Origin of the sequence: Streptomyces sp. Ru71, from assembly GCF_002920535.1 — a bacterium.
Taxonomy (GTDB): domain Bacteria; phylum Actinomycetota; class Actinomycetes; order Streptomycetales; family Streptomycetaceae; genus Streptomyces.
This window is the reverse complement of sequence record NZ_PQSS01000063.1, coordinates 23,722-43,653: the sequence shown is the minus strand read 5'-3', so window position 1 is coordinate 43,653 and position 19,932 is coordinate 23,722. Positions and strand designations below refer to the sequence as shown.

Here is a 19,932-nt window from a genome sequence, read left to right as displayed (position 1 = left end):
GCCCCCTGCCCGACAGGACTCAGCGGTAGAGCACCGCCCGCTCCACCGCGCTCCACGTGGTGCTGGTCACCACGTACAGCGCGGCGGCCAGCGGTACGACGGCGACGGTGACGAGCGTGAAGAAGGACATGAACGGCATGACCTTGGTGACCGCCCCGAGCCCGGGAACCTGCTCGTTGGGGCCGGCCGCCGGCAACGGGGCGTTCTCGGCCATGGTCCGCCGGGTGCGGCGGTAGTTGAACGCGGCGACGACGGCGACGAGCGCGAACAGGGCGAGGTAGACGAGCCCGGCCCCGCCCAACGGGCCGCCGTCGCCCAGGGCGTCCGCCCACCGGTCGCCGAGCGGCGCGGCGAGCAGCTGATGGCTGAGCAGCCCGTTGGCCTCGCCGCCGATCGTGGTGTTGGAGAACAGGTGGTACAGCAGGAAGAACGCGGGCAGCTGCAAGAGGCTCGGCAGGCAGCCCGACAGCGGTGAGACCTTCTCCTCGGCATGCAGGGCCATGACGGCCTTCTGCAGCTTCTCGGGGTCCTTGGCGTGCTTCTTGCGCAGCTCGGCGATCCTCGGCTGGAGCGCGGCCTTGGCCTTCTGCCCGCGGGCGGCGGCCCGGGACAGCGGGTGCACGAGCAGCCGGACGAGCATCGTGAACAGCACGATCGCCGCGGCGGCGGAGGAGGCGTGGAAGAGGGGCTGGAGCAGCTCGGCGAGCCGCTCGACGAGCTGGGCGAAAACGGACATGGGTGAGTGGCCCTCCGGGGTCACGTCGTGCCGGGACAAGAGAGATCGGCATGACGACCCGCGCGGGGATACCCCGATTCCTTCCGCACCCGTGCCTGGGACGGCGGCCCGTGCCGAACGGCAGGGTGGGCGTGGTGTCGGGGTGGAGCCCTACGCGGCGGTCGCCAGGAGGGCGTGCCCGGGTGCCCGGGGCCGGCGGCGGCCGGGCGCGTCGGGGTCGCGCTGGGGCAGGAAAGCCGTACGCCGGGCCCGGTCGCGTATCGCCGTACGGATACGGGTGCGCGGCAGGGCGGGCACCGAGCACGCGGCGACCAGCGCGCACAGCGCGAGCGCGGAGCCGGCGGCGGCGGTCGCGGCGAGCGCGACGGTGGCGGAGAGGCTGCCCGTGTCGAGCAGGGCTATCTGGAGGACGAGGAGCAGCAGCACGGCGGCGGGACGCAGCCCGGCCCAGTCGCGGTTCACCGGCACTCCCCCATCCCCTTCGTCATCCCCGTGACCGTATGAGCCCGATCACATGAGCCCGTTTACCTGGGCCCGTTTGTCTGGGCCCGTCCATATGAGCCCGTTTATACAGGATCCGCGTCGAGGGGCTGCAGCAGCCTCCGTGGCTGGAGCAGGGCCCGGCTGACCGGATCCGCCGGGTCGGGGTCGAGTCCCGGCCCCGGCACCATGACAACGTCCGCCACCGGCACGATGGTTCCGCAGTCGCGACATTCGCCGTACGGGCCGAGTTCGCGCTCCGTGCCGCAGGTGGCGTGCCGGAACAGGCGCAGCGGCTGCTCGCCGTAGTGCTCGCGGCCCCACAGGCCGAGCGAGCGCAAGGTGGGCCACAGGGCGAGGCCGCGCTCGGTGAGGACGTACTCGTCGCGCGGCGGCGACTGCTGGTACCGGCGCTTTTCGAGGATGCCCTGCTCGGTGAGGGTCTGGAGGCGGCCGGCGAGGACGGCGCGGGGGATGCCGAGGTGGACGAGGAAGTCGTTGTAGCGCCGGACGCCGAAGAAGGCGTCGCGGATGACGAGCAGTGTCCACCGCTCGCCGACGACCTCCAGTGCCCGGGCGATCGAGCACTCCTGCGTCGCGTAGTCCTTGCCCAGTGCCATGCCGTCCACTGTAGCGACTTTTCCGGCGAAGGTTCATTCACCGAACCCACCCTGCTACGGTGGCCATGTCCAGGTAGGTTCAATCACCGAACCGAGGAACGGTCATGCCAAGCCCCGACCCCGCCACCCAGGCGCCCGCCCCCGGCCGGGACACGTCCGGCACCCGTCCGGCCACCCCCGCCCCGATCCGGGACGCCCCGGCCGCCCGCCCGCGCGCCACCCTCGCGCTGACCAGCGCGGCCACCGCCGTCGCGCTGATGACGTACACCGCGCCGATGGTCACGCTCCCCGACACCGCCGCCGACCTGCACACCCCGCTCTCCGCCCAGGCCTGGCTGCTCAACGGCACCCCGCTGGGGCTGGCCGCCCTCCTTCTCGTCGCCGGCAGCCTCGCCGACGACTACGGCCGCCGCCGGATCTTCACCGCGGGCACCCTCGCCCTCGGCGTCACCACCGCCCTCGGCGCGCTCACCACCTCCACCTGGCTGTTCACGCTGGCCCGCGTCGCACAGGGCGCGGCCAGCGCCGCCCTGCTGGCGAGCAGCCTCGGCCTGATCGTGCACGCGTTCCCGACCCCGCGCGGCCGGCTGCACGCGACCGGCGTGTGGGGCGCGTTCGTCTCCGGCGGCATCGCGGTCGGCCCGCTGCTCGCCGGGGCGCTGCCGAACTGGCGGACGGCCTACGGCGTCCTGGGCGCGGCGGCGCTGCTCACGGCGGCCCTGTCGGCACGCACCCTCACGGAGTCCCGCGCACCGCGCGGCGGACGCCCCGACGTGCTCGGCGCGCTGACCTTCGGACCGGCCCTGGTCGCCCTGGTCGCCGCGCTGACCCTGGGCCGGGACGGCTGGCTGCGCGCGCCGGTGGCCCTGTTGCTGCTGGCCACCCTCGCCCTGCTCGCCCTCTTCGCCGTCGTCGAACGCCGCACGGCCACCCCGATGATCGACCTGACCCTGCTGCGCCGCCCCCGCTTCCTGGGGTCCTCGGTGGGCGGACTGTTCACGGGCCTGGCGGTGATCGGCCTGTTCAGCTATCTGCCGGCGCTGCTCCAGCAGACGCTCGGCATGTCGGCGATGGCCACGGCCTGGCTGTTCCTGCTCTGGTCCGGGCTGTCCTTCGTCGTGGCACTGCAGGCCCGGCGCCTGGCGGGCCGCGTCCCGCCCCGCCTCCAGCTGGCGGCGGGCTTCGCACTGCACGCGGTCGCCGCCCTGACCATGCTCGGCGCCCTGTCCGCCGGGTCCTGGGCGCGTCTGCTGCCCGGCCTGCTGATCGGCGGGGTCGGCAGCGGACTGCTGAACGCCGCGCTCCCGCTGGTCGCGGTCGAGTCGGTCCCGCCCGAGCGCGCGGCGATGGGCTCCGGCGCGCAGCAGACGTTCCGCTACATCGGCTCCTGCGCCGGCGTCGCGCTGACCATCGCCGTGGCGACGTCGACGGACGGCCTGACCCGCGGCGCGGACGCGGCGCTGGTGGTGTCGGCGGCGCTGGCGGTGGCGGGCGCGGTCGTGGTGGGGGCGCTGCGGGAGCGGTCGCGATAGAAGTGCTGCGGGAGCGGAGAGACTCCAGGGCCGGGGAAACCCGGTCACTACCGGGGCCGCATCCGCACGAGCTTCCCCCACACCACCAGCCGGTACCGGGAGGTGTACTCGGGCGTGCAGGTGGTGAGGGTGAGGTAGTAGCCGGGGCCGGTGTACCCGTACCCCGGCCGCACGGCACTCCTGGGTACGGCCGCGAGGACACCGGAGTCACGGGGTGACGTCTGCGGCAGCACCTGGTCGACGGCGTACATGTAGACGGCGGCCGCGGTCTCGACCCGGACCTCGTCGCCGCGCCGCAGCCGGTTGACGTACCGGAACGGCTCCCCGTGCGTGTTCCGGTGCCCCGCGACGGCGAAGTTCCCGGCCTGCCCCGGCTGCTGGGTGGCGCGGTAGTGACCGACGTACCCCTTGTCGAGCACGTCCCGCCGCCCCGTGCCCTCGGCGACGGGAACGCGGAGGCGGAGGCGGGGGATGGAGAGGACGGCGTAGGCCGGGGAGGCGGTCCGATCACGGCGCCCGACGGACGCGGGCTCGGGCACCGGGGCAGCCACGGACCCGGGCGTCCGGCCAGGCCGACCACGCTTCTCCGCACGAGGAGAAGCACGCCCACCGGCCCCGTGCCCCACGACCGTCCCCCACTCCCCCTCCCACTCTCGCTCCAGTGCCGCCACCTGCCGCTGGGCACCGGCCCTGGCCTGCCGGTTGGTCCACCACGTCTCGTGGACGACGAGCAGCAGGACGAGCACCCCCACGGTGACGAGCAACTCCCCGCCCGCCCACAGCACACGACGGCGGACCGCGCGCCGGCGCAGACGGCGATGGTGAACGACAGGACGGACGGGCCGAATACCTAAAAGACGATTCCGCACGCGCACGGCACCCCCTGCGGCTCGGCAGGGCCGCACGATACGACGCGCGGCGCGAGGTCTGAAGCCCCGTACCCGAGGCATGTGGGGATCCACTCCTGGCCAGCGGATACCTCACTTTCGTCACCCATCGGCAGTACGGTGTCCCCCATGCGCTCCGACACGCCCGCCGAGAACGTCGACCACACCGCCGAAGCGGCACGCCTGGAGCGGGCCGCCGGCCTGTATCCCGAGGACGCGGAAGCCCTGCTGCTGCGGGCCGCGGCCCACCTGGAACTCGCCGGCGACCGCCCCGCCGCCACCACCCTGTACGACCGCCTGCTGGCGACGGGGGATTCCCTGGAGAACCCCCACCTGGTCCGCGCCCGCAAGGCCGCGAACCTCTGGGAGTACGACCACGGGGCCGAGGCCCGCGCGATCATCGAGGGCATCCGGGTCGCCGCCCCCCGCGACCCCGCCCCATGGGTGATCGTGGCGGAGGCCCTGGAGTCGCACGACGAGCTGGAGGCGGCGCAGGACACCTTCACCCAGGCCGCGCACCTGCTGCTCCCCGCGGAGGGCGAGCCCCCGTACGCCACCCGCCCCCTGCTCTTCGGCCGCCACCGGGTCCGCCGCATGCTGGGCCTGCCCCACGACGACTGGGACGCGCAGGCGGACACCCTCAACGCGGCGCCGATCCCCCTGGACGAGCTCCACGACCCGAAACGCGTCTGGTCCCTCGGCTCCTCCAACCCGGCGGAACTGCAGGCGGAGATCTCCCGCCTCCAGGCGGAACTGGGCACCTACCGAGAGGCCCTCTCGCGCCCCTTCCCGGTGGCGGTCCTGCACTGGCCGGCACCCGAACTGGCAGAACTGGTCGCCGACTACCCAGCCCTCGCGGAGGAGTACCCCTCCTACGAGGCCCACCTGTCGACGATAGAATCCTCCCTCCGCGAACTGGCCACCTCGGGCACCCCCAACCTGGGCATCGTCACGGGCACGGTCCCGTCGTACGAGGCCTTCGCGGCATCGGAGGGCACGTCCCCGTCGGACCCGACCCTGCTCCCCCAGTACGCAACGACCCTGGCAGCCCGAGGCCGAGCAATGGCCTGGCCTCCGGGGCGGGGGAGGGGTGCTGGTGCGGGTCGGGGGCGGCTTATGGGGAGTGTCACGGCGCCAGCCGGAACAACGCCGAGAGGGTCTCCTAGGGTCGATCAAGGCAGGTGGGGAGGCGTTTCTTGGCCTACCCCACCTCCCTACGAGGCTAAACAAGGTACTTAGCGGGCGAGCCCTGGAAAAGCTTCCTCGATGATCTTGATCAGTTGCCGAGCCCCATTGACATCCAGTTGGATGCTCTGACTGATCTTGTCGGGAATCTGCCGGTCGCGCGACCCGTAGGTGTCCAGCTGAAGGACACGTCGCTCACCGACAGTGAAAGAACGAAAACCGCACGTCACTGCTCCATGCAGTCTCTGGACATCCGAGGAGACCGGCTCAAACGTCTCGATCAAGGCCATGCTGCCACTCTTACACACCTTCCCCCTCAACTTCCGCTCGTTCGCGCAGGATTACCGATTGCACCTCCGGTGAGCACGGCGCGCGGGGCTAAGCCACCACCTCGTTTGACGGCTTGACAGCGGGTAACAGCCGCTGGCCCGGCGGGACTCTCCGGTCCCCATGGGAGTCAACCTCATGCGCGTGCCCCAACTGGACGTTTAACCCAGGAGGTTGGGGGGCGCCGTTCACCACTAGTACATAAGATCATCACAGTCGCTCCAAGCTGGCCTCAACACCGAGCAACCTGGATGATTCCTATGTCAAGCGCCTACGAGTCGGACCCCATCTTCGAGACAGTCCCGCGGCAGCTCTCGAATCTGGTGACGCGCATCCATGGCCGAGAGATCGCACTCCCGGACTTTCAACGAGACTTCGTCTGGGACGCGAGCCGCACGGAGGAGCTGATCCAATCGATCATCTCAGAGTTCCCCGTCGGCACTCTGCTCCTCTGGAAGCAAGGGGACGGCGAAAGTTTCGCCAGTCGCAGCTTCGAGGGCGCTCCCGACTTGGGCGACAAGAAGCCTGCGGAACTAGTCCTCGATGGCCAACAGCGCCTCACGGCGTTGTACCAAGCCCTAACCGGCGTCGGTGACGAACGGTACTACCTCAAGGTGGACGAGTTTGTAACAGTCGAGAATGACTACATAAAAGAGTTTCATGAGGTGAATTTCGACAGGGCAGTCATTTCCGTACCCGTCCCGACAAACAAGGCCCAGGCCAGGAAGAACCAAGAAATACTTGGCGCATCACATTTTCCGGTAGCCGACGTCAATAGTTTTGATGATTGGCTTGACGATTACGTCGAATATATCACCGGCAGCGATGAGACCTTCAGCGCCAAGTACCTCAAATCTCTCTATCGCAGGATGAGGGATAAGTACATTGTACCGCTGCGCTCTTATGGGTTGCCGGTCTTGACTCTGCCGGAAACAACCCCGATAGAGGCAGTATGTACGATCTTCGAAACCCTCAACCGAACTGGTAAGCCACTTGGCCCCTTTGAACTTTTGACCGCCCGCTATTTCCCGCAAGGGGTTAATCTTCGCGACTTGTGGATAGAGGCTCAAGAAAATTATAAGGCGCTGGTCGATTTCAAAGTCGATCCGTATAGCGTTCTGCAGACCGTCTGCCTCAAAGCCTACGCTTCCGCCCAACGGTCTGATGTCCTAAAGAAACTGACCGCACTCGACATTTCCACGCACTGGTCGTCGGCCGTCTCAGGCATCGCCGGCGTTATTGACATGCTGCAGTCCGATTGCGGACTGGTCGCACCGAAGTGGCTTCCTTACGGAATGCTGCTAATGCCGATGGGGGCTGTTTGGGGAGATGTCCAGAAGTTGGAGCCTCTAGGCCGAGCCGCTGCCTATAGCCGCCTGCAGCGCTTCTTCTGGTGCAGTGTATTCACCACAAACTATGACCAAGGCGCCAACAGTCAGGCGGGAGCGGACTACGCACGCCTAAAGGAGTGGGTCATCAGCGGAGACGGGCAGGCGCCAGAAGCTCTTGATGAGCTTCCCCTCAGCGCCTCTACCCTCCGCTCTGCCTCGGTGCGACGGAAGGCTCTGTACTGCGGTCTCATGTGCCTCCTTGCAACGGCGCGAGCCGAGGACTTTCACACCGGTCAGGCCATGACGCCATACCGCGTTGGAGAAGTTCAAATTGACTCTCACCACATCTTTCCGAAAGCATTCTTGACTCGCTCAGGAGTCACGGAGAGTGCGGAACTACTTCTCAATAGGACCCTGATCGACGCGGAAACGAATCGTATCATCAAAGATAAGGCACCCAGTAAATATCTGAGCGAGATGGCCGCCACTTATGGCGAGGATAAATTGAAGTCTGTCCTTTCCTCCCACGCCATCAGAAGCGACTCTGATAGCGGCCTAGCCAACGACGATTACGCGAAGTTCCTGGACGAACGACTCCATACGGTAATCCAGCTCATCGAGCGGGTAACCGAGCGGAGACTGCAGGAGGAGTAGGCATCTTCCCAAGAGCGCGAACCAATCGATGGAGCCGTGGCCCTTAAGCGCCTCGACGTGGACCCGAGCGCGTCCAAAGAGGGGGATATTTGTCCTCCCGTAGGAATGCTGTGATTGCTTGATACGCCTGCGTCAACCGCTCTAGGTGCACGTCATGTCCCGCCCCCGTGATCACCTCCACCTTGGTGTCCGGGCGGCGGGTCTGCATCTCCTTCGCCTCCTCGGCCGGCATCGTGCCCCGCTCCCCCCGCAGTACCAGCGTCGGGCAGGTGATCCGGGACCAGTCGGACCAGTAGTTTTCCGTTGCCAGTTCGCTTACCGCTTCTGTCATCGCGGCGGGGTCGAAGCGGGGGTGGTAGCCGTTCTCTCGTTTTTGGAGGCCTCGGGCCCAGGCCTCGTGGCCCAGGAAGGTCTTGGCCTCCTCGAAGGAACGGAACGGGGTCGGCCACGTGGCCAGCCACTTCGCTATGTCCGTCGGGAGGGACGGGGTGGGGCCCGCCGGGCCCGCTTCCATCAGGATCAGGTGGGAGACCAGTCGGGGGTGGCGGGCTGCCAGGAGGAGGGCTGTCAGGCCGCCCAGGGATTGGCCGATCAGCGTTGCGGGGGCTGCGCCGAGGTGGGTGAGCAGGGCTGCCGCGTCCGCGACCGCTGCCGCTCGGGTCATGTCTCCCGGCCTGCGCGTGCTCGCGCCGTGGCCTCGGGCGTCGTAGCGGATCACTCTGTGGCCGGTGGACAGGAGGCGGGGGGTCAGGTCGTCCCATTCGCCCAGGTGGCCCGCCAGGCCGTGCAGGAGGAGGACCGGGGGGTTCGGGGAGTCGGTCCGGCCCTGGTCGTCGTAGGCGATCCGGGTGCCGTCGTCCGTCGTCAAGTAGCGCACGAGGCACAGTCTCGGGTTGTGGGCCCGGCCGGTGCCAGCGGATTGCGGCTCGGCCGGGCCGGGTTCCTACTGCGGCGGGATCAGGTCCGCCCTTCCGAACAGCAGGGCGTAGCCCGGCGGGAGTTCGGACAGGAGGCGGTTCGTCAGGTCCTCGCCCAGCAGGGGCGGCAGGACGCTCAGGACCGAGCTGACGTCCCAGCGGGCCGTCGCCGGGGTCGCGCCCTCGATGCGGGTGGCCACCGAGTCCACGAACGCGGCTGCGGTCAGGCGGCGGGTGGCCGGGATCTGCGAGGCCACCACCACGGCCGCCTCGCGCGGGAGAGCCTGCGCCAGCGCCACGCGTTCCTCGCCGACCACTTGGCCGCCGAGTGCGGACAGGACGATGCGCGTGATGCTCTCCGCCTCCCCTCTCGTGGGATACTGGCCCGCTTCCTTCACCGCGTCGATCAGCCTGAACCAGCCCGAGTCGGTCGCGGTCGTGGTCGCCGTCGCCTGGCGGGGCCGCGGTGGCATGGGGGGCTTGGTCTGCAACGGCGTCGTGGTCGGCTTCAGTGTCGTCGTGTTCGGCACCGTCGTCGTCATGTGCGGCGTCCTCCTCCAGGTCCCGGTCGTCCGCGGGCGCCGGTGCACTGTGAGCGCCGGCGCCCGTATCCGAATCCCCTGCGGGGCGGTTCATACACGTGTTGTTTCCGGCTGGCCGTCAGCCGCTGATCTCCTTGCGCCGGCTGTCTCCGCCGCTGATCTGGATGCGGCGCGGCTTCGCCTGCTCCGCCATCGGGATGCGCAGGGTCAGGACGCCGGCGTCGTACGAGGCGTCGATGCGTTCCGTGTCGAGCGTGTCGCCGAGGAACAGCTGGCGGGTGAACGTGCCGGTGGGGCGCTCGGCGACGATCACCTCGGCGTCCCGGGGCGCCGGCGAGGTGCGCTCGGCGCGGACGTTGAGGACGTTGCGTTCGACGTCGAGTTCGATCGACTCGGGGTCGATGCCGGGGAGGTCGAAGTGGACCAGGAAGTCGTCCCCGGATCGGTAGGCGTCCATCGCCATCGCGGACGGGCGGGCCATGGCGCCGAAGACCTGCTGCGTGACGCGGTCGAGTTCACGGAACGGGTCGGTGCGCATGAGCATCACGGGTCACTCCCTTCCTCGCGGCTCTGTGTGCTGCCTCATGCGGTGGCTTCTGGTTTTTATATAACTCCGGGGAGGAAAATTGACAAGCCTCGACTCAGGTCCGAAGGCGGGTACGGCGTCGGCTTAATCTCGGGGCAGACCACCAAGGAGGCAGACATGGCCAAGGTCCCCAGCTCCGTCGTCGCCGCGAGCGGACTCGTCGGCGGGTACGGCGTGGCCCGTTGGACGAAGAAGCGGCAGCTCGGTGGGGCCGTGCTGGCCGTCGCCGGTGCGGCCGCCGCCCGGCAGTGGCGGGCGCGGGCGGGCGGGAAGGCCGCCGGGGCGCTGACCGCCGCGTATGTCGCCGCCTTCGCCGGGTCGCACCCGCTGGCCAAGAAGGTGGGCGCCTGGCCTGCCGTGTTCGGGGTCGCGGGGGCCGTCGCCCTCGCCTCCTGGGCCGTCGCCGACCGAGCGACCGAGCAGTAGAAGCACACCTCGCCTACGACAGCCAGGCCACCAGCCGCACACCCCGCCCACGCCCGAGCCAGGCAGCCGCACACCCCGCCCACGCCCGGGCCAGGCAGAGGCACACCCCGCCCACGCCAGGGCCAGGCAGCCGCACACCCCGCCCACGCCCGGGCCAGGCAGAGGCACACCCCGCCCACGCCAGGGCCAGGCAGCCGCACACCCCGCCCACGCCCGAGCCGGGCAGAGGCACCCCGCCTACGCCGTCGCCGGGCGCGAGCCCGAGCGGCCCTGGGCCGTTCCCGACGCGGCGCCCGAGGCCTTGGCCGCCACCGCCGTCAGCGGCTGCGCGATGTCCTCCAGCGAGCGGCGTTCCGCCTTCACCGCGAGGAACGCCGCCACCAGGCCGGCCGCGCACATCAGCGCCGCGCCGATGGAGAACGCCAGGACCGTGTCGCCGACCTTGCCGGTTCCGGTGAGGTCCGCGAAGAGCACGGGCCCGCTGATGCCGCCGGCGGCGGTGCCGAGGGCGTAGAAGAAGGCGATGGACATCGCGCGCGTCTCCATCGGGAAGACCTCGGAGACGGTCAGGTACGCGCTGCTCGCGCCCGCCGAGGCGAAGAACAGCACCACGCACCAGCAGGCCGTCAGCGTCGTGGCGTTGAGGTGGCCCTGGTCGAACAGCCACGCCGTGCCGAACAGCAGCAGGCCGGACAGCAGGTAGGTCGAGGAGATCATCACCCTGCGGCCGACGGTGTCGAAGAGCTTGCCGAGCACCAGCGGGCCGCAGAAGTTGCCGACGGCGATGACGGCGAAGTAGTAGCCGGTGTGGTCGGACGGCACGTCGAAGAACGTGGTCAGGATGGCGCCGAAGCCGAAGGTGATCGCGTTGTACAGGAACGCCTGGCCGATGAAGAGGGAGAAGCCGAGGATCGCGCGGCGGCGGTAGCGGGAGAAGACCGTGCGGGCGATCTCCACGAACGTGACGCTGCGGCGCTGGTGGATGGTGATCTCGCCGGCGGGCTCGGGCAGCCGCTCGCCGCCCCTCTCGGACTCCACCTGCCGTTCGATGGCGGAGACGATCTCCTCCGCCTCCCGGTCGCGTCCGTGGATCAGCAGCCAGCGCGGGCTCTCCGGGACGTGGCGGCGGACCAGGAGGATGACCAGGGCGAGGACGGCGCCGAGCGCGAAGGTCAGCCGCCAGCCCATGTCCTTGGGCAGGATCGCGGTGTTCAGCGCGAGGATCGACAGCAGGGAGCCGCCGACCGCGCCGAGCCAGAAGCTGCCGTTGATGATCAGGTCGACGCGACCGCGGTAGTTCGCCGGGATCAGCTCGTCGATCGCGGAGTTGATGGCCGCGTACTCGCCGCCGATGCCGAAGCCGGTGAGGAAGCGGAAGAGGAAGAACCACCAGGCGTCGAAGGAGAAGGCGGTCAGGGCGGTGGCCGCGAGGTACACCGCCAGGGTGATCATGAAGAGCTTCTTGCGGCCGAAGCGGTCGGTCAGCCGGCCCCAGAACAGGGCCCCGGAGCAGGCGCCGGCCACGTAGAGCGCGGCGGCGGTGCCGGTGATCTGGCCGGAGCTGATGTCCAGTCCGCTGCCGGACTCCGACAGCCGGCTGGCGATGTTGCCGACGACGGTGACCTCAAGGCCGTCCAGGATCCATACCGTGCCGAGGCCTATGACGATCGTCCAGTGCCAGCGGGACCACGGCAGGCGGTCGAGACGGGCGGGGATGTTCGTGGTGACGGTACGGCCGGTCTCGGCCTCGGCGGTGGTCATGGGCACCCTCCTGCTGCGACCCGTGCCGCTCTGCATCGAGCGGACCGCCCGGACGGGTGCCCGCCGAGTGCCGGTCTACGCCCCCAGCGCCTGGGTGACGACGTAGATCAGCAAGCCGGCCAGGGAGCCCACCACCGTGCCGTTGATACGGATGAACTGCAGGTCACGGCCGATGTGCGCCTCGATCTTGCGGGTGGTGTGCTCGGCGTCCCAGCCCGCCACGGTGTCCGTGATCAGGGAGGTGATCTCCTTGCGGTAGGTGGTGACGACGTGCACGGCCGCGCCCTCCACCCACCGGTCGACCTTGCCCTGGGTGCCCGGGTCGGACGCCATGCGGGCGCCGAGGGCGAGCAGCGAGGCCCGCACGCGCAGGCGCAGTTCGCTGCGCTCGTCCTCCGCCGCGGAGACGATCATGGATCGTACGGCGGTCCACGCGGACGCGATCAGGTCCTGTACCTCGCCCCGGCCGAGCACCTCGCCCTTGAGCCGCTCCAGACGGGAGCGGGTGTCGGTGTCGGACTGCAGATCGCCGGCGAAGTCGGTGAGGAAGCGGTCCAGGGCGCCGCGCGCCGGGTGGGAGGGCATGTCGCGCATCTCGGCGCAGAAGCGCAGCAGTTCCTTGTAGACGCGCTCGCCGACCTTGCGGTCCACGAACCGCGGGGTCCAGCCGGGGGCGCCGCCCTGCACGGCGTCCATCACGGAGTCGCCGTGCAGCACCAGCCAGTCGTGGGCCCGGGTGACGATCAGGTCGACGACGCGTTTGTGGCCGCCGTCGGCGACGATCTTCTCCAGCATCTTGCCGAGCCCGGGCCCGATCTCCTGGGCGTTCGCGCGCCGGGTGATGGCCTCGCCGACGACCGCCTGGACGTCGGAGTCGCGCAGCACGGTCAGCGCGCCGCGCAGGGCCGTGGACAGCTCGGCGGTCACCCGGTCGGCGTTCGCCGGTTCGCAGAGCCAGGTGCCGAGCCGGCTGCCGATGCCGACGGCGCGCAGCCGCTGCCGTACGACGTCCTCGGAGAGGAAGTTCTCGCCGACGAACTCGCCGAGGGAGATGCCGAGCTGGTCCTTCTTGGTGGGGATGATCGCGGTGTGCGGGATGGGCAGGCCGAGCGGGTGGCGGAAGAGCGCGGTGACCGCGAACCAGTCGGCGAGCGCGCCGACCATGCCGGCTTCGGCGGCCGCCGCGACGTACCCGGCCCAGGCGCCCGCGCCGGAGCTGTGCGCCCACTTGGCGAGGACGTAGACGACGGCGACGAGGAGCAGCAGGCCGGTCGCGGTGAGTTTCATACGGCGCACACCGCGGCGGCGTTCCTCGTCGGCGGGGCCGAAGGCGGTCATCGCACGGGTGGCCGCGTCCGCGGCGGGCGCCGGGCGGGTGCCCGCTGCCGACTGGGCGCCTGGTCCCGGCCGGGTGCCTGGTGCCGGCCCGGTGCCGGGAGCCGATTGCGTCCCAGGCGCTGACCGCCCGCCCGGTTCCGATCGCGTGCCCGGGTCCGATCCCGTGGCCGGCTCCGATCCCGTGGCCGGCTCCGATCGCGTGCCCGGTATCGACCGGTTCGGGGTCTGATTCTCCCGTTCCATCCGCTCCATCCGATCAAGGTGCCCCGGACCCATTGTCCCTTTCGGTCACTGTCTCGTCCCCATATGACCGACTCCATATGACCGACTCCGGGGACATGGCAAAGGTTCCCGCGCCGCCCGGCCGGGGGGCCGTGTGCGGTCATATCGTGCTCATGCCGCATCATGAGGTGATCCTTTCGGAGTACCGGGCACTCGTCCCGGGCTCCCCTGGTCCGAGGAGACCTACCCCATGACCAGGCGTCACGGTTACGTCCTGCTCTGCGCGATCGTCATCCTGATCGCGCTCGTGTCGGCCGGCCTGTACGTCACCGTCGCCGGCGGTGACGGCCGCCACGGCGGGACCGGCGCTTCGCCGCACGACCCCGCCGAGCCCGCGTCCACCGCCGTGTGGGTCGGCACCTGGTCCGCCGCGCCCACCGGCACCGAGCCCGGCACCGAGACGCTCGGCCTGGCCGGACGGTCGGTGCGCAACGTGGTGCACACGAGCGTCGGCGGTACGAGTGCCCGTATCACGCTGTCCAACCTCTACGGCAGTACGCCGCTGACCATCACGCACGCCTCCCTCGCCGTCGCCGACGGGTCCGGCACGGCCGAGGCGCGGGAGGACAGCATGCGGCGGCTGACCTTCGGCGGGGCGGCGCGGGTCGCCGTACCGGCGGGCGGGCAGGTGCTGAGCGATCCGGTGCGGGTGACGATCCCGGCCGACAGCGACGTGCTGGTCACCACCTACTCCCCCACCCCGTCCGGACCGGTCACCGTGCACCAGCAGGCGCGGCAGTTCTCCTACGTCGCCGACGGCGACCACACCGAGAGCGTGAGCGGGGAGCCGTACACCGGGCGGGTGGCGTCCTGGCGCTATCTGACCGCCCTGGACGTCCTGAGCCACGAGGCCGACGGCACGGTCGTCGTCTTCGGCGACTCGATCACCGACGGCGCGGCCTCCACGGTGGGCGCCAACCGGCGCTGGCCCGACGTCCTGGCGGACCGGCTGCGGATCGCCGACCTGAAGGAACAGGACGGCGGGGACGGCCAGCGGGTGCCGCGGTACGGCGTCGTCAACGCCGGGATCAGCGGAAACCAGCTGCTCGCCGACGGGCTCGGGCGGCCCGCGGAGAACCCCAGCGGACTGAGCCGCTTCACGCGGGACGCGCTCGACCGGACGAGCGTCAAGGTCGTCGTCGTCGACCTCGGCGTCAACGACATCCTGCGCCAGCCTCGGCTCCCCGACCCCGGACGCGTCGTGGCCGGGCTGCGGACGCTGGTGCGGCAGGCACACGCGCGGGGCGTGAAGGTGGTCGGGGCGACGCTGATGCCGTTCGGCGGGCGCCCCGGGTACACGGCCGCTCGGGAGGACGTACGGCAGCGGATCAACGCGGAGATCCGCACCGGGCGGGTCTTCGACGCCGTCGTCGACTTCGACCGAGCGCTGCGCGATCCGTACGACCCTCGGCGGCTGCGGGCGGAGTACGACAGCGGGGACCATCTGCATCCGAACGACCGGGGGTACCGGCGGATGGCGGACGTGTTCGACCTGCGGCTGCTGACGGCCGGAGGATGGGCGGCGCTGTAAGGGAGGCCCTTTCGGGGGCTACTCGCCGTGCCGCCTCCTCGGATGCGGGTACTCGCCGTGCCGCCTGCGGTCCCGGTCCTCCCTGCGCTCCCGCTGCAGCTCCCGGCGCTCCCGCTGCAGCTCTCGCCGCTCCTCCTTCAGGCGCAGCCGGTCGGCGCGCGGCAGCTTGCGTTCGATGCCGATGCCGCCCCAGAAGGCGAAGCCGGTGACGATCACGCGGGGTGCGCCGGGCTCGCCCGCGACGCCGGTCTCCTCGTGGTCGAAGCCGCCCATGATGCCGATGCCCCGGACCACGACCTCGACGCCGGGCGGCACCACGATGTTCACGCCGCCCATGATCGCGACGCAGTTGATCACGACCTCGCGGTCCGCGAAGACCGCCTCGCGCAGGTCCAGCTCCCCGCCGCCCCAGAAGGCCACGCAGTCCATACGCCGCGGCACCGTCCAGCGGCCCTTGCGCTGGAAGCCCGACATGACGGCCACGGCCCACTGCGAGGAGCCCTCACCGCCGACGATCCTCTCCCGCCAGCCCCCGTCGCCGACGGGCTCCTTGGACAGGGAGACGGCCGGGGCGGCCGGTGCCCCCGCGGCCGGCAGGTCACGGGTGAGCGGCGCCAGTTCCCCGTACGTGCGCGCCTTGTACGTCGCGTCGAGGCGTTCCTCGAACTCGGTCATGTCCAGGCGCCCCTCGGCGAGGGCGTCCCGCAGGATCTCGGCGACCCGTTCGCGATCGGCGTCGGAGGCGCGGAGATCCGGGACAGCGTCGTCGGTCATGCGGGCAGCCTACGAGGAACGACCGGGCGGCGGCTACGAGATGGGCGCCTGAGCCGGGCGGCCCGGCTCCCGCGCGGGGCGGGTGCCCGGCTGCTCCGCGTACATCCGCGCGATCACCGCCTCGATGTCCGGCTCGCGCACCGACAGGTCCACCAGCGGGTACCGCGTCGCGAGCCGCGCCACCAGCGGCGCCGCGGACTCGGTCGCCGGGAAGGCCAGGTACTGGCGCGGGCCGTCGACCCGCACCACCCGCGCGGGCGCGGGCGCGTCGATCGGCGGGAGTTCGCGCTCCAGGTCCACCACGAGCGTGCGCTCGCTCTCGCCCGCCTCGTGCAGGCCGGCGAGCGGTCCGTCGTACATCAGACGGCCGTGGTCGATGACCATCACCCGGGAGCACAGCTGCTCGATGTCCTGCAGATCATGCGTGGTCAGCAGGACGGTCGTGCCGCGCTCGGCGTTCAGGTCCTTCAGGAACGAGCGCACCTTGGCCTTGGAGACGACGTCCAGGCCGATCGTCGGCTCGTCCAGGTACAGCACGTCCGGGTCGTGCAGCAGCGCCGCCGCGATGTCGCCGCGCATGCGCTGGCCCAGTGACAGCTGCCGTACGGGGACGTCCAACAGATCGCCCAGCTCCAGGAGTTCCACGCAGCGGTCGAGGTTGTGGCGGTAGCGGGCGTCCGGCACCCGGTACATACGGTGCACCAGCCGGTAGGAGTCGATGAGCGGCAGGTCCCACCACAGCGTGGTGCGCTGCCCGAACACCACGCCGATGCGGTGCGCGAGGCGGGTGCGTTCGCGGGCCGGGTCGATGCCGGCCACCCGCAGCCGGCCGCCGCTCGGGGTGAGGATGCCGGTCAGCATCTTGATCGTCGTCGACTTGCCAGCGCCGTTGGGGCCGATGTAGCCGACCATCTCACCGCGCGCGACCGTGAAGGACAGCCCGTCGACGGCCCGCACCTGCCGCCGCTCCCGCCGCAGGAACCCGGTCCTGCGGCGTACGTCGAAGACCTTCTCGACCCGGTCCACCTCGATGAACGGTTCCGTCATGCCCACAGCTCCCTGTTCTCCGGTACGCCGGTCAACTCCCGGTGTTCCGGTACGCCGGTCAGCTCCCCGTACTGCGGTACGGCCGTCAACTCCCGGTGCTCCGGTACGCCCGCAGCCCCGACCGCCAGGCCGCCCCGGCCAGGGCGCAGCACGCCACCGCGACCAGCGGCGGCGCGAACGCGACCCAGCGGGGCAGGTCCAGCGGCATCGGCAGGCCGAGGACGTAGGCCGCCGGCAGCCAGTTCACGAACGCCAGCGGCAGCACGTACACCACCCCGCGCACCAGCTCCGTGGCGAAGACGGTCGGCGGGTACTGCAGCATCGTCGTCCCGCCGTAGGTGAACGCGTTCTGCACCTCCGAGGCGTCCTGCGCGACGAACTGGAACGCCGCGCCCGCCACGAACACCGCGCAGAAGATCACCCCGCCGCTGACCAGCATCACCGGCATCAGCAGCAGCCGGGGCGCGGTCCAGTCGACGTCCAGCCGGGTCAGCGCCCAGCCGAGCACCAGCGCGCCCTGCGTGACCCGGCCCAGGCGGCGCAGGCCGAACCGGTCGGCGGCGACCTGCGCCAGCACCGGTGCCGGGCGCACCAGCAGGGTGTCCAGGGTGCCGTCGCGCACCCGCTTGCCGAGCCGGTCCATCGAGCCGATCGCCAGGTCGGCCGTGCCGAAGGCGACGGAGGAGACGCCGTAGAGGAAGGCGACCTGGGAGAGCGAGTAGCCGCCGAGCGCGTCCACGCGGGAGAACATCAGCAGGATCGCGACGAAGTCCAGGCCGGTCAGGGCGAAGTTGCCGAGCGTGGTCAGCGCGAAGGAGGTGCGGTAGGCGAGGGTGGAGCGGATCCACATGCCGGCGATCAGCCGGTAGGCGCGCACCGCCTCGCCCAGGCGGGAGGCACTGGCCGGTTCAGCCACCCTGGACCACCACCCTCCGCGTGGCCACGGCCTGCAGGGCCCGGCCCGCCGCCAGCAGGGCCACCGCCCAGCTCGCCTGGAAGAGGTACGTCGGCCAGGCGCCGGCGTGGCCGAGCAGGATGTCGGCGGGGGCCTGGAGCAGCGACGACCAGGGCAGCGCGCGGACGATCTCGCCGAGCGCGCCCGGGAACAGGTTCAGCGGCAGCAGCATGCCGGAGCAGAAGAACCCAGTGATCAGCAGCATCTGTGTCACGCCGGTGCCGTCCAGCAGCCAGAACGCGGTCAGCGCCACCAGGAAGCGGATGGCGAAGCCGACCACCATCGCCAGGCCCACCGCGACGAGGAAGGCGAGCCAGGTCATCGGGTTCGAGGGCAGTGCGACGGGGAAGAGCAGGGCGCCGAACGTGAAGGGAATCACACCGCGGCCCAGCAGTTGGAAGGAGGCGCGGCCGATGTCGGCGGCCAGCCACCACAGTTGCAGGTCGGCCGGGCGGTACAGGTCGATGGCGATGTCGCCGGTGCGGATGCGCTCCATCAGCTCGTCCTCCACGCCGCCGCCCCCGATGGCGAGGGTGGACAGCAGGGCCTGGCCGAGCCATACGTATGTCGTGGCCTGCGCCTGGTCGTAGCCGCCGAGCTGGGGTTTTTCGTCCCACAGGGCCAAGTAGGTGTATACCAAGATCAACCCGAAGACGGTGTTCGTGAACACCCCGGCGACCGTGGCCGCCCGATACGTCGCGTACCGTCTGAAACCGCCCACCGCGACGGCCGTGTACAACCGCCCCGCTCCCACGCCGACCGACCTCCCGGCTCGTCCCGGCACCGAAGCGCAGGAGCCTAGTGCGTGTCCGGCGCGGGCCGCCACGCGTTTTCCGGCCGGAGACAGGGCGGGGCGGGGCACCCGGGAACGAAACGCCCGCTGCGAGAGTCTTCAATGGAGGCGCAGACGGCGCCAAGTGGGCGCCCGCAGGCGTAGTAGGCCGTACGGGAACGTACGACGCGAAAACAGGAGTCCGTGCACGAGATGAGCGACGAGCCGCAGCAGCCGAACCCGGGCTGGGCCAAGCAGGAGCCCGGGGCGGCGGCCGACCCAAAGGCCGCGAGGGCCGCGAGGGCCGCGCGAGCGGCGGCAGCCGCGCGGTCCGCGAAGGCCCAGGCGCCCGCGCGGACCCCGGGGGGAACACAGGCTGCGCAGACCGCCGAAACGACAACCGACCAGCCTCGCGAAACGCCGGGCGCCGCGACCACGGACACCGCCACGCGGGGCGCGGCTGCCGCACAGGCCGACCGTGGCGAGCGTGCTGAGCGGGGCTCCGAAACCGCCCGTACCGCCGACGTCGCGGGGGTCACGCAGTCCGCGAAGAGCAGGGGCCAGACACCCGGCAGCGCCCGGCAGAGCACGGGTGCCTCGGGCACCGCCCGGCAGGGCGCCGGGGCCTCGCAGGCCGACCGTGCCGACCGGGGCGCCGAAAGCGCACGCGGCTCCGAGACCGGCCGTGGCGTCAAGAGCCCGGGTGCCTCTCAGGGCGTCGGCGCGAGCCCGGCGGCCGGGATCGCGGACGGCGCCGGGGCGGGGAACGCCTCCGAGACCATGCAGCTCGCCAAGGTCACCGCGCCCGGGAAGGGCACCGGTACCGGGAAGGGCACCGGAGCCGGGCGGGGCGGCAAGCCGGTCGGCGCGGGGCGCCCCGGCGCACCCTCCACGCAGGCGAACGCCGCAGCGGACTCCTCCCCCACCCAGCGGTTGCCCAGGACCACGCAGACCGCAGGGCCCGGGGCGGCCGCGATGGCCGCCGGGGCCGCGCCCGCCGCAGCGGGCGGAACCCCCGCCGGCCCCACGTCCGCCACAGCAGGCGCAATGGCTGCCGGGGCCGCAGCGGGCGGAACCCCGGCCGGCCCGGCGTCCGCCGCAGCAGGCGCGATGGCCGCCGGCGTCGCAGCCGGCGGAACGGCCACCCGGGCCGCGTCGGCCGCAGCCGGGCCGAAGACCCGCGGGGTTCCCGGAGGTCCCGGGGCCGCGTCCGCCGCAGCCGGACCGAAGACCCCCATGGCCACCGGAG

At 71.0% G+C, this 19,932-nt stretch carries 18 protein-coding genes and 1 pseudogene; 5 read left to right on the top strand and 14 right to left on the bottom strand.

All coding sequences use genetic code 11. The features are described from left to right. Positions 1-19: 19 nt before the first annotated feature. The 3 genes from C3489_RS28600 to C3489_RS28590 form a co-directional block, all read right to left on the bottom strand. The gene (locus tag C3489_RS28600) at positions 20-736 is read right to left on the bottom strand and encodes a YidC/Oxa1 family membrane protein insertase (RefSeq protein ID WP_103784973.1); all 717 of its coding nucleotides are present in this window, start codon (positions 734-736) and stop codon (positions 20-22) included. A gap of 150 nt (positions 737-886) precedes the next feature. Next, positions 887-1,198 (bottom strand): DUF6412 domain-containing protein, encoded by a 312-nt coding sequence (locus tag C3489_RS28595; protein WP_103784978.1) that lies wholly within the window; start codon positions 1,196-1,198, stop codon positions 887-889. Between the two features lie 104 nt (positions 1,199-1,302). Then, positions 1,303-1,836 (bottom strand): helix-turn-helix domain-containing protein, encoded by a 534-nt coding sequence (locus tag C3489_RS28590; RefSeq protein ID WP_103784972.1) that lies wholly within the window; start codon positions 1,834-1,836, stop codon positions 1,303-1,305. Positions 1,837-1,940: 104 nt separating this feature from the next. Between C3489_RS28590 and C3489_RS28585 the strand changes: the two genes are divergently transcribed. Then, positions 1,941-3,368 carry an MFS transporter gene (locus C3489_RS28585; RefSeq protein WP_103784971.1) on the top strand — a complete coding sequence of 476 codons (1,428 nt, stop codon included), beginning with the start codon at positions 1,941-1,943 and terminating at the stop codon, positions 3,366-3,368. Positions 3,369-3,415: 47 nt separating this feature from the next. On the opposite strand, the gene C3489_RS28580 is transcribed toward C3489_RS28585, so the two are convergent. Next, positions 3,416-4,216 (bottom strand): class E sortase, encoded by an 801-nt coding sequence (locus tag C3489_RS28580; protein WP_258054993.1) that lies wholly within the window; start codon positions 4,214-4,216, stop codon positions 3,416-3,418. Between the two features lie 168 nt (positions 4,217-4,384). On the opposite strand from C3489_RS28580, the pseudogene C3489_RS28575 reads away from it, so the two are divergent. Then, positions 4,385-5,421: pseudogene (locus C3489_RS28575) on the top strand (SEC-C domain-containing protein). Positions 5,422-5,490: 69 nt separating this feature from the next. Here C3489_RS28575 and C3489_RS28570 read toward each other — a convergent pair. Continuing rightward, positions 5,491-5,730 carry a hypothetical protein gene (locus tag C3489_RS28570; RefSeq protein ID WP_103784969.1) on the bottom strand — a complete coding sequence of 80 codons (240 nt, stop codon included), beginning with the start codon at positions 5,728-5,730 and terminating at the stop codon, positions 5,491-5,493. Positions 5,731-6,027: 297 nt separating this feature from the next. Here C3489_RS28570 and C3489_RS28565 point away from each other — a divergent pair, with 297 nt between their 5' ends. After that, positions 6,028-7,752, top strand: a complete 1,725-nt coding sequence (locus C3489_RS28565) for a DUF262 domain-containing protein (RefSeq protein ID WP_103784968.1) — start codon at positions 6,028-6,030, stop codon at positions 7,750-7,752. A 43-nt stretch (positions 7,753-7,795) separates the two neighbouring features. On the opposite strand, the gene C3489_RS28560 is transcribed toward C3489_RS28565, so the two are convergent. The 3 genes from C3489_RS28560 to C3489_RS28550 form a co-directional block, all read right to left on the bottom strand. After that, complete coding sequence (locus C3489_RS28560; RefSeq protein WP_258054991.1) at positions 7,796-8,629, bottom strand: alpha/beta fold hydrolase; 834 nt, start codon at positions 8,627-8,629, stop codon at positions 7,796-7,798. Between the two features lie 66 nt (positions 8,630-8,695). Then, positions 8,696-9,211 carry a DUF2267 domain-containing protein gene (locus C3489_RS28555; RefSeq protein WP_181139891.1) on the bottom strand — a complete coding sequence of 172 codons (516 nt, stop codon included), beginning with the start codon at positions 9,209-9,211 and terminating at the stop codon, positions 8,696-8,698. 118 nt (positions 9,212-9,329) lie between these two features. Further along, on the bottom strand, positions 9,330-9,755 hold the full coding sequence (locus C3489_RS28550; protein ID WP_181139890.1) for an Hsp20/alpha crystallin family protein: 426 nt from the start codon (positions 9,753-9,755) through the stop codon (positions 9,330-9,332). 159 nt (positions 9,756-9,914) lie between these two features. Here C3489_RS28550 and C3489_RS28545 point away from each other — a divergent pair, with 159 nt between their 5' ends. Beyond that, positions 9,915-10,223, top strand: a complete 309-nt coding sequence (locus tag C3489_RS28545; RefSeq protein ID WP_103784965.1) for a hypothetical protein — start codon at positions 9,915-9,917, stop codon at positions 10,221-10,223. Between the two features lie 237 nt (positions 10,224-10,460). Here the strand turns inward: C3489_RS28545 and C3489_RS28540 are convergent, their stop codons facing one another. Together C3489_RS28540 and C3489_RS28535 are read right to left on the bottom strand one after the other, a co-directional pair. Then, complete coding sequence (locus C3489_RS28540) at positions 10,461-11,984, bottom strand: MFS transporter (protein WP_103784964.1); 1,524 nt, start codon at positions 11,982-11,984, stop codon at positions 10,461-10,463. 75 nt (positions 11,985-12,059) lie between these two features. Next, on the bottom strand, positions 12,060-13,322 hold the full coding sequence (locus C3489_RS28535) for a DUF445 domain-containing protein (RefSeq protein ID WP_103784963.1): 1,263 nt from the start codon (positions 13,320-13,322) through the stop codon (positions 12,060-12,062). 472 nt (positions 13,323-13,794) lie between these two features. Between C3489_RS28535 and C3489_RS28530 the strand changes: the two genes are divergently transcribed. Continuing rightward, positions 13,795-15,135 carry an SGNH/GDSL hydrolase family protein gene (locus C3489_RS28530; RefSeq protein ID WP_103784962.1) on the top strand — a complete coding sequence of 447 codons (1,341 nt, stop codon included), beginning with the start codon at positions 13,795-13,797 and terminating at the stop codon, positions 15,133-15,135. An 18-nt stretch (positions 15,136-15,153) separates the two neighbouring features. On the opposite strand, the gene C3489_RS28525 is transcribed toward C3489_RS28530, so the two are convergent. The 4 genes from C3489_RS28525 to C3489_RS28510 all read right to left on the bottom strand — a co-directional run bounded on the left by C3489_RS28525 (position 15,154) and on the right by C3489_RS28510 (position 18,665). After that, complete coding sequence (locus tag C3489_RS28525; RefSeq protein WP_103784961.1) at positions 15,154-15,909, bottom strand: DUF1707 domain-containing protein; 756 nt, start codon at positions 15,907-15,909, stop codon at positions 15,154-15,156. 33 nt (positions 15,910-15,942) lie between these two features. Further along, a complete protein-coding gene (locus C3489_RS28520) occupies positions 15,943-16,956 on the bottom strand; it encodes an ATP-binding cassette domain-containing protein (RefSeq protein ID WP_103784960.1) in 1,014 nt (337 codons plus the stop codon). A gap of 85 nt (positions 16,957-17,041) precedes the next feature. Next, entirely contained in the window at positions 17,042-17,806 is a 765-nt protein-coding gene (locus C3489_RS28515) for an ABC transporter permease (RefSeq protein WP_103784976.1), read from the bottom strand. Positions 17,807-17,864: 58 nt separating this feature from the next. Further along, on the bottom strand, positions 17,865-18,665 hold the full coding sequence (locus C3489_RS28510; RefSeq protein ID WP_103784959.1) for an ABC-2 family transporter protein: 801 nt from the start codon (positions 18,663-18,665) through the stop codon (positions 17,865-17,867). Positions 18,666-19,932: the final 1,267 nt, after the last annotated feature.

What these genes read in the sequence shown, in the direction of transcription:
- C3489_RS28600 (WP_103784973.1), bottom strand. Translation starts at nt 736, where the DNA reads ATGTCCGTTTTCGCCCAGCTCGTCGAGCGGCTCGCCGAGCTGCTCCAG.
- C3489_RS28590 (WP_103784972.1), bottom strand. Translation starts at nt 1,836, where the DNA reads ATGGCACTGGGCAAGGACTACGCGACGCAGGAGTGCTCGATCGCCCGG.
- C3489_RS28585 (WP_103784971.1), top strand. Translation starts at nt 1,941, where the DNA reads ATGCCAAGCCCCGACCCCGCCACCCAGGCGCCCGCCCCCGGCCGGGAC.
- C3489_RS28570 (WP_103784969.1), bottom strand. Translation starts at nt 5,730, where the DNA reads ATGGCCTTGATCGAGACGTTTGAGCCGGTCTCCTCGGATGTCCAGAGA.
- C3489_RS28565 (WP_103784968.1), top strand. Translation starts at nt 6,028, where the DNA reads ATGTCAAGCGCCTACGAGTCGGACCCCATCTTCGAGACAGTCCCGCGG.
- C3489_RS28555 (WP_181139891.1), bottom strand. Translation starts at nt 9,211, where the DNA reads ATGACGACGACGGTGCCGAACACGACGACACTGAAGCCGACCACGACG.
- C3489_RS28550 (WP_181139890.1), bottom strand. Translation starts at nt 9,755, where the DNA reads ATGCTCATGCGCACCGACCCGTTCCGTGAACTCGACCGCGTCACGCAG.
- C3489_RS28545 (WP_103784965.1), top strand. Translation starts at nt 9,915, where the DNA reads ATGGCCAAGGTCCCCAGCTCCGTCGTCGCCGCGAGCGGACTCGTCGGC.
- C3489_RS28540 (WP_103784964.1), bottom strand. Translation starts at nt 11,984, where the DNA reads ATGACCACCGCCGAGGCCGAGACCGGCCGTACCGTCACCACGAACATC.
- C3489_RS28535 (WP_103784963.1), bottom strand. Translation starts at nt 13,322, where the DNA reads ATGACCGCCTTCGGCCCCGCCGACGAGGAACGCCGCCGCGGTGTGCGC.
- C3489_RS28530 (WP_103784962.1), top strand. Translation starts at nt 13,795, where the DNA reads ATGACCAGGCGTCACGGTTACGTCCTGCTCTGCGCGATCGTCATCCTG.
- C3489_RS28525 (WP_103784961.1), bottom strand. Translation starts at nt 15,909, where the DNA reads ATGACCGACGACGCTGTCCCGGATCTCCGCGCCTCCGACGCCGATCGC.
- C3489_RS28520 (WP_103784960.1), bottom strand. Translation starts at nt 16,956, where the DNA reads ATGACGGAACCGTTCATCGAGGTGGACCGGGTCGAGAAGGTCTTCGAC.
- C3489_RS28515 (WP_103784976.1), bottom strand. Translation starts at nt 17,806, where the DNA reads ATGTGGATCCGCTCCACCCTCGCCTACCGCACCTCCTTCGCGCTGACC.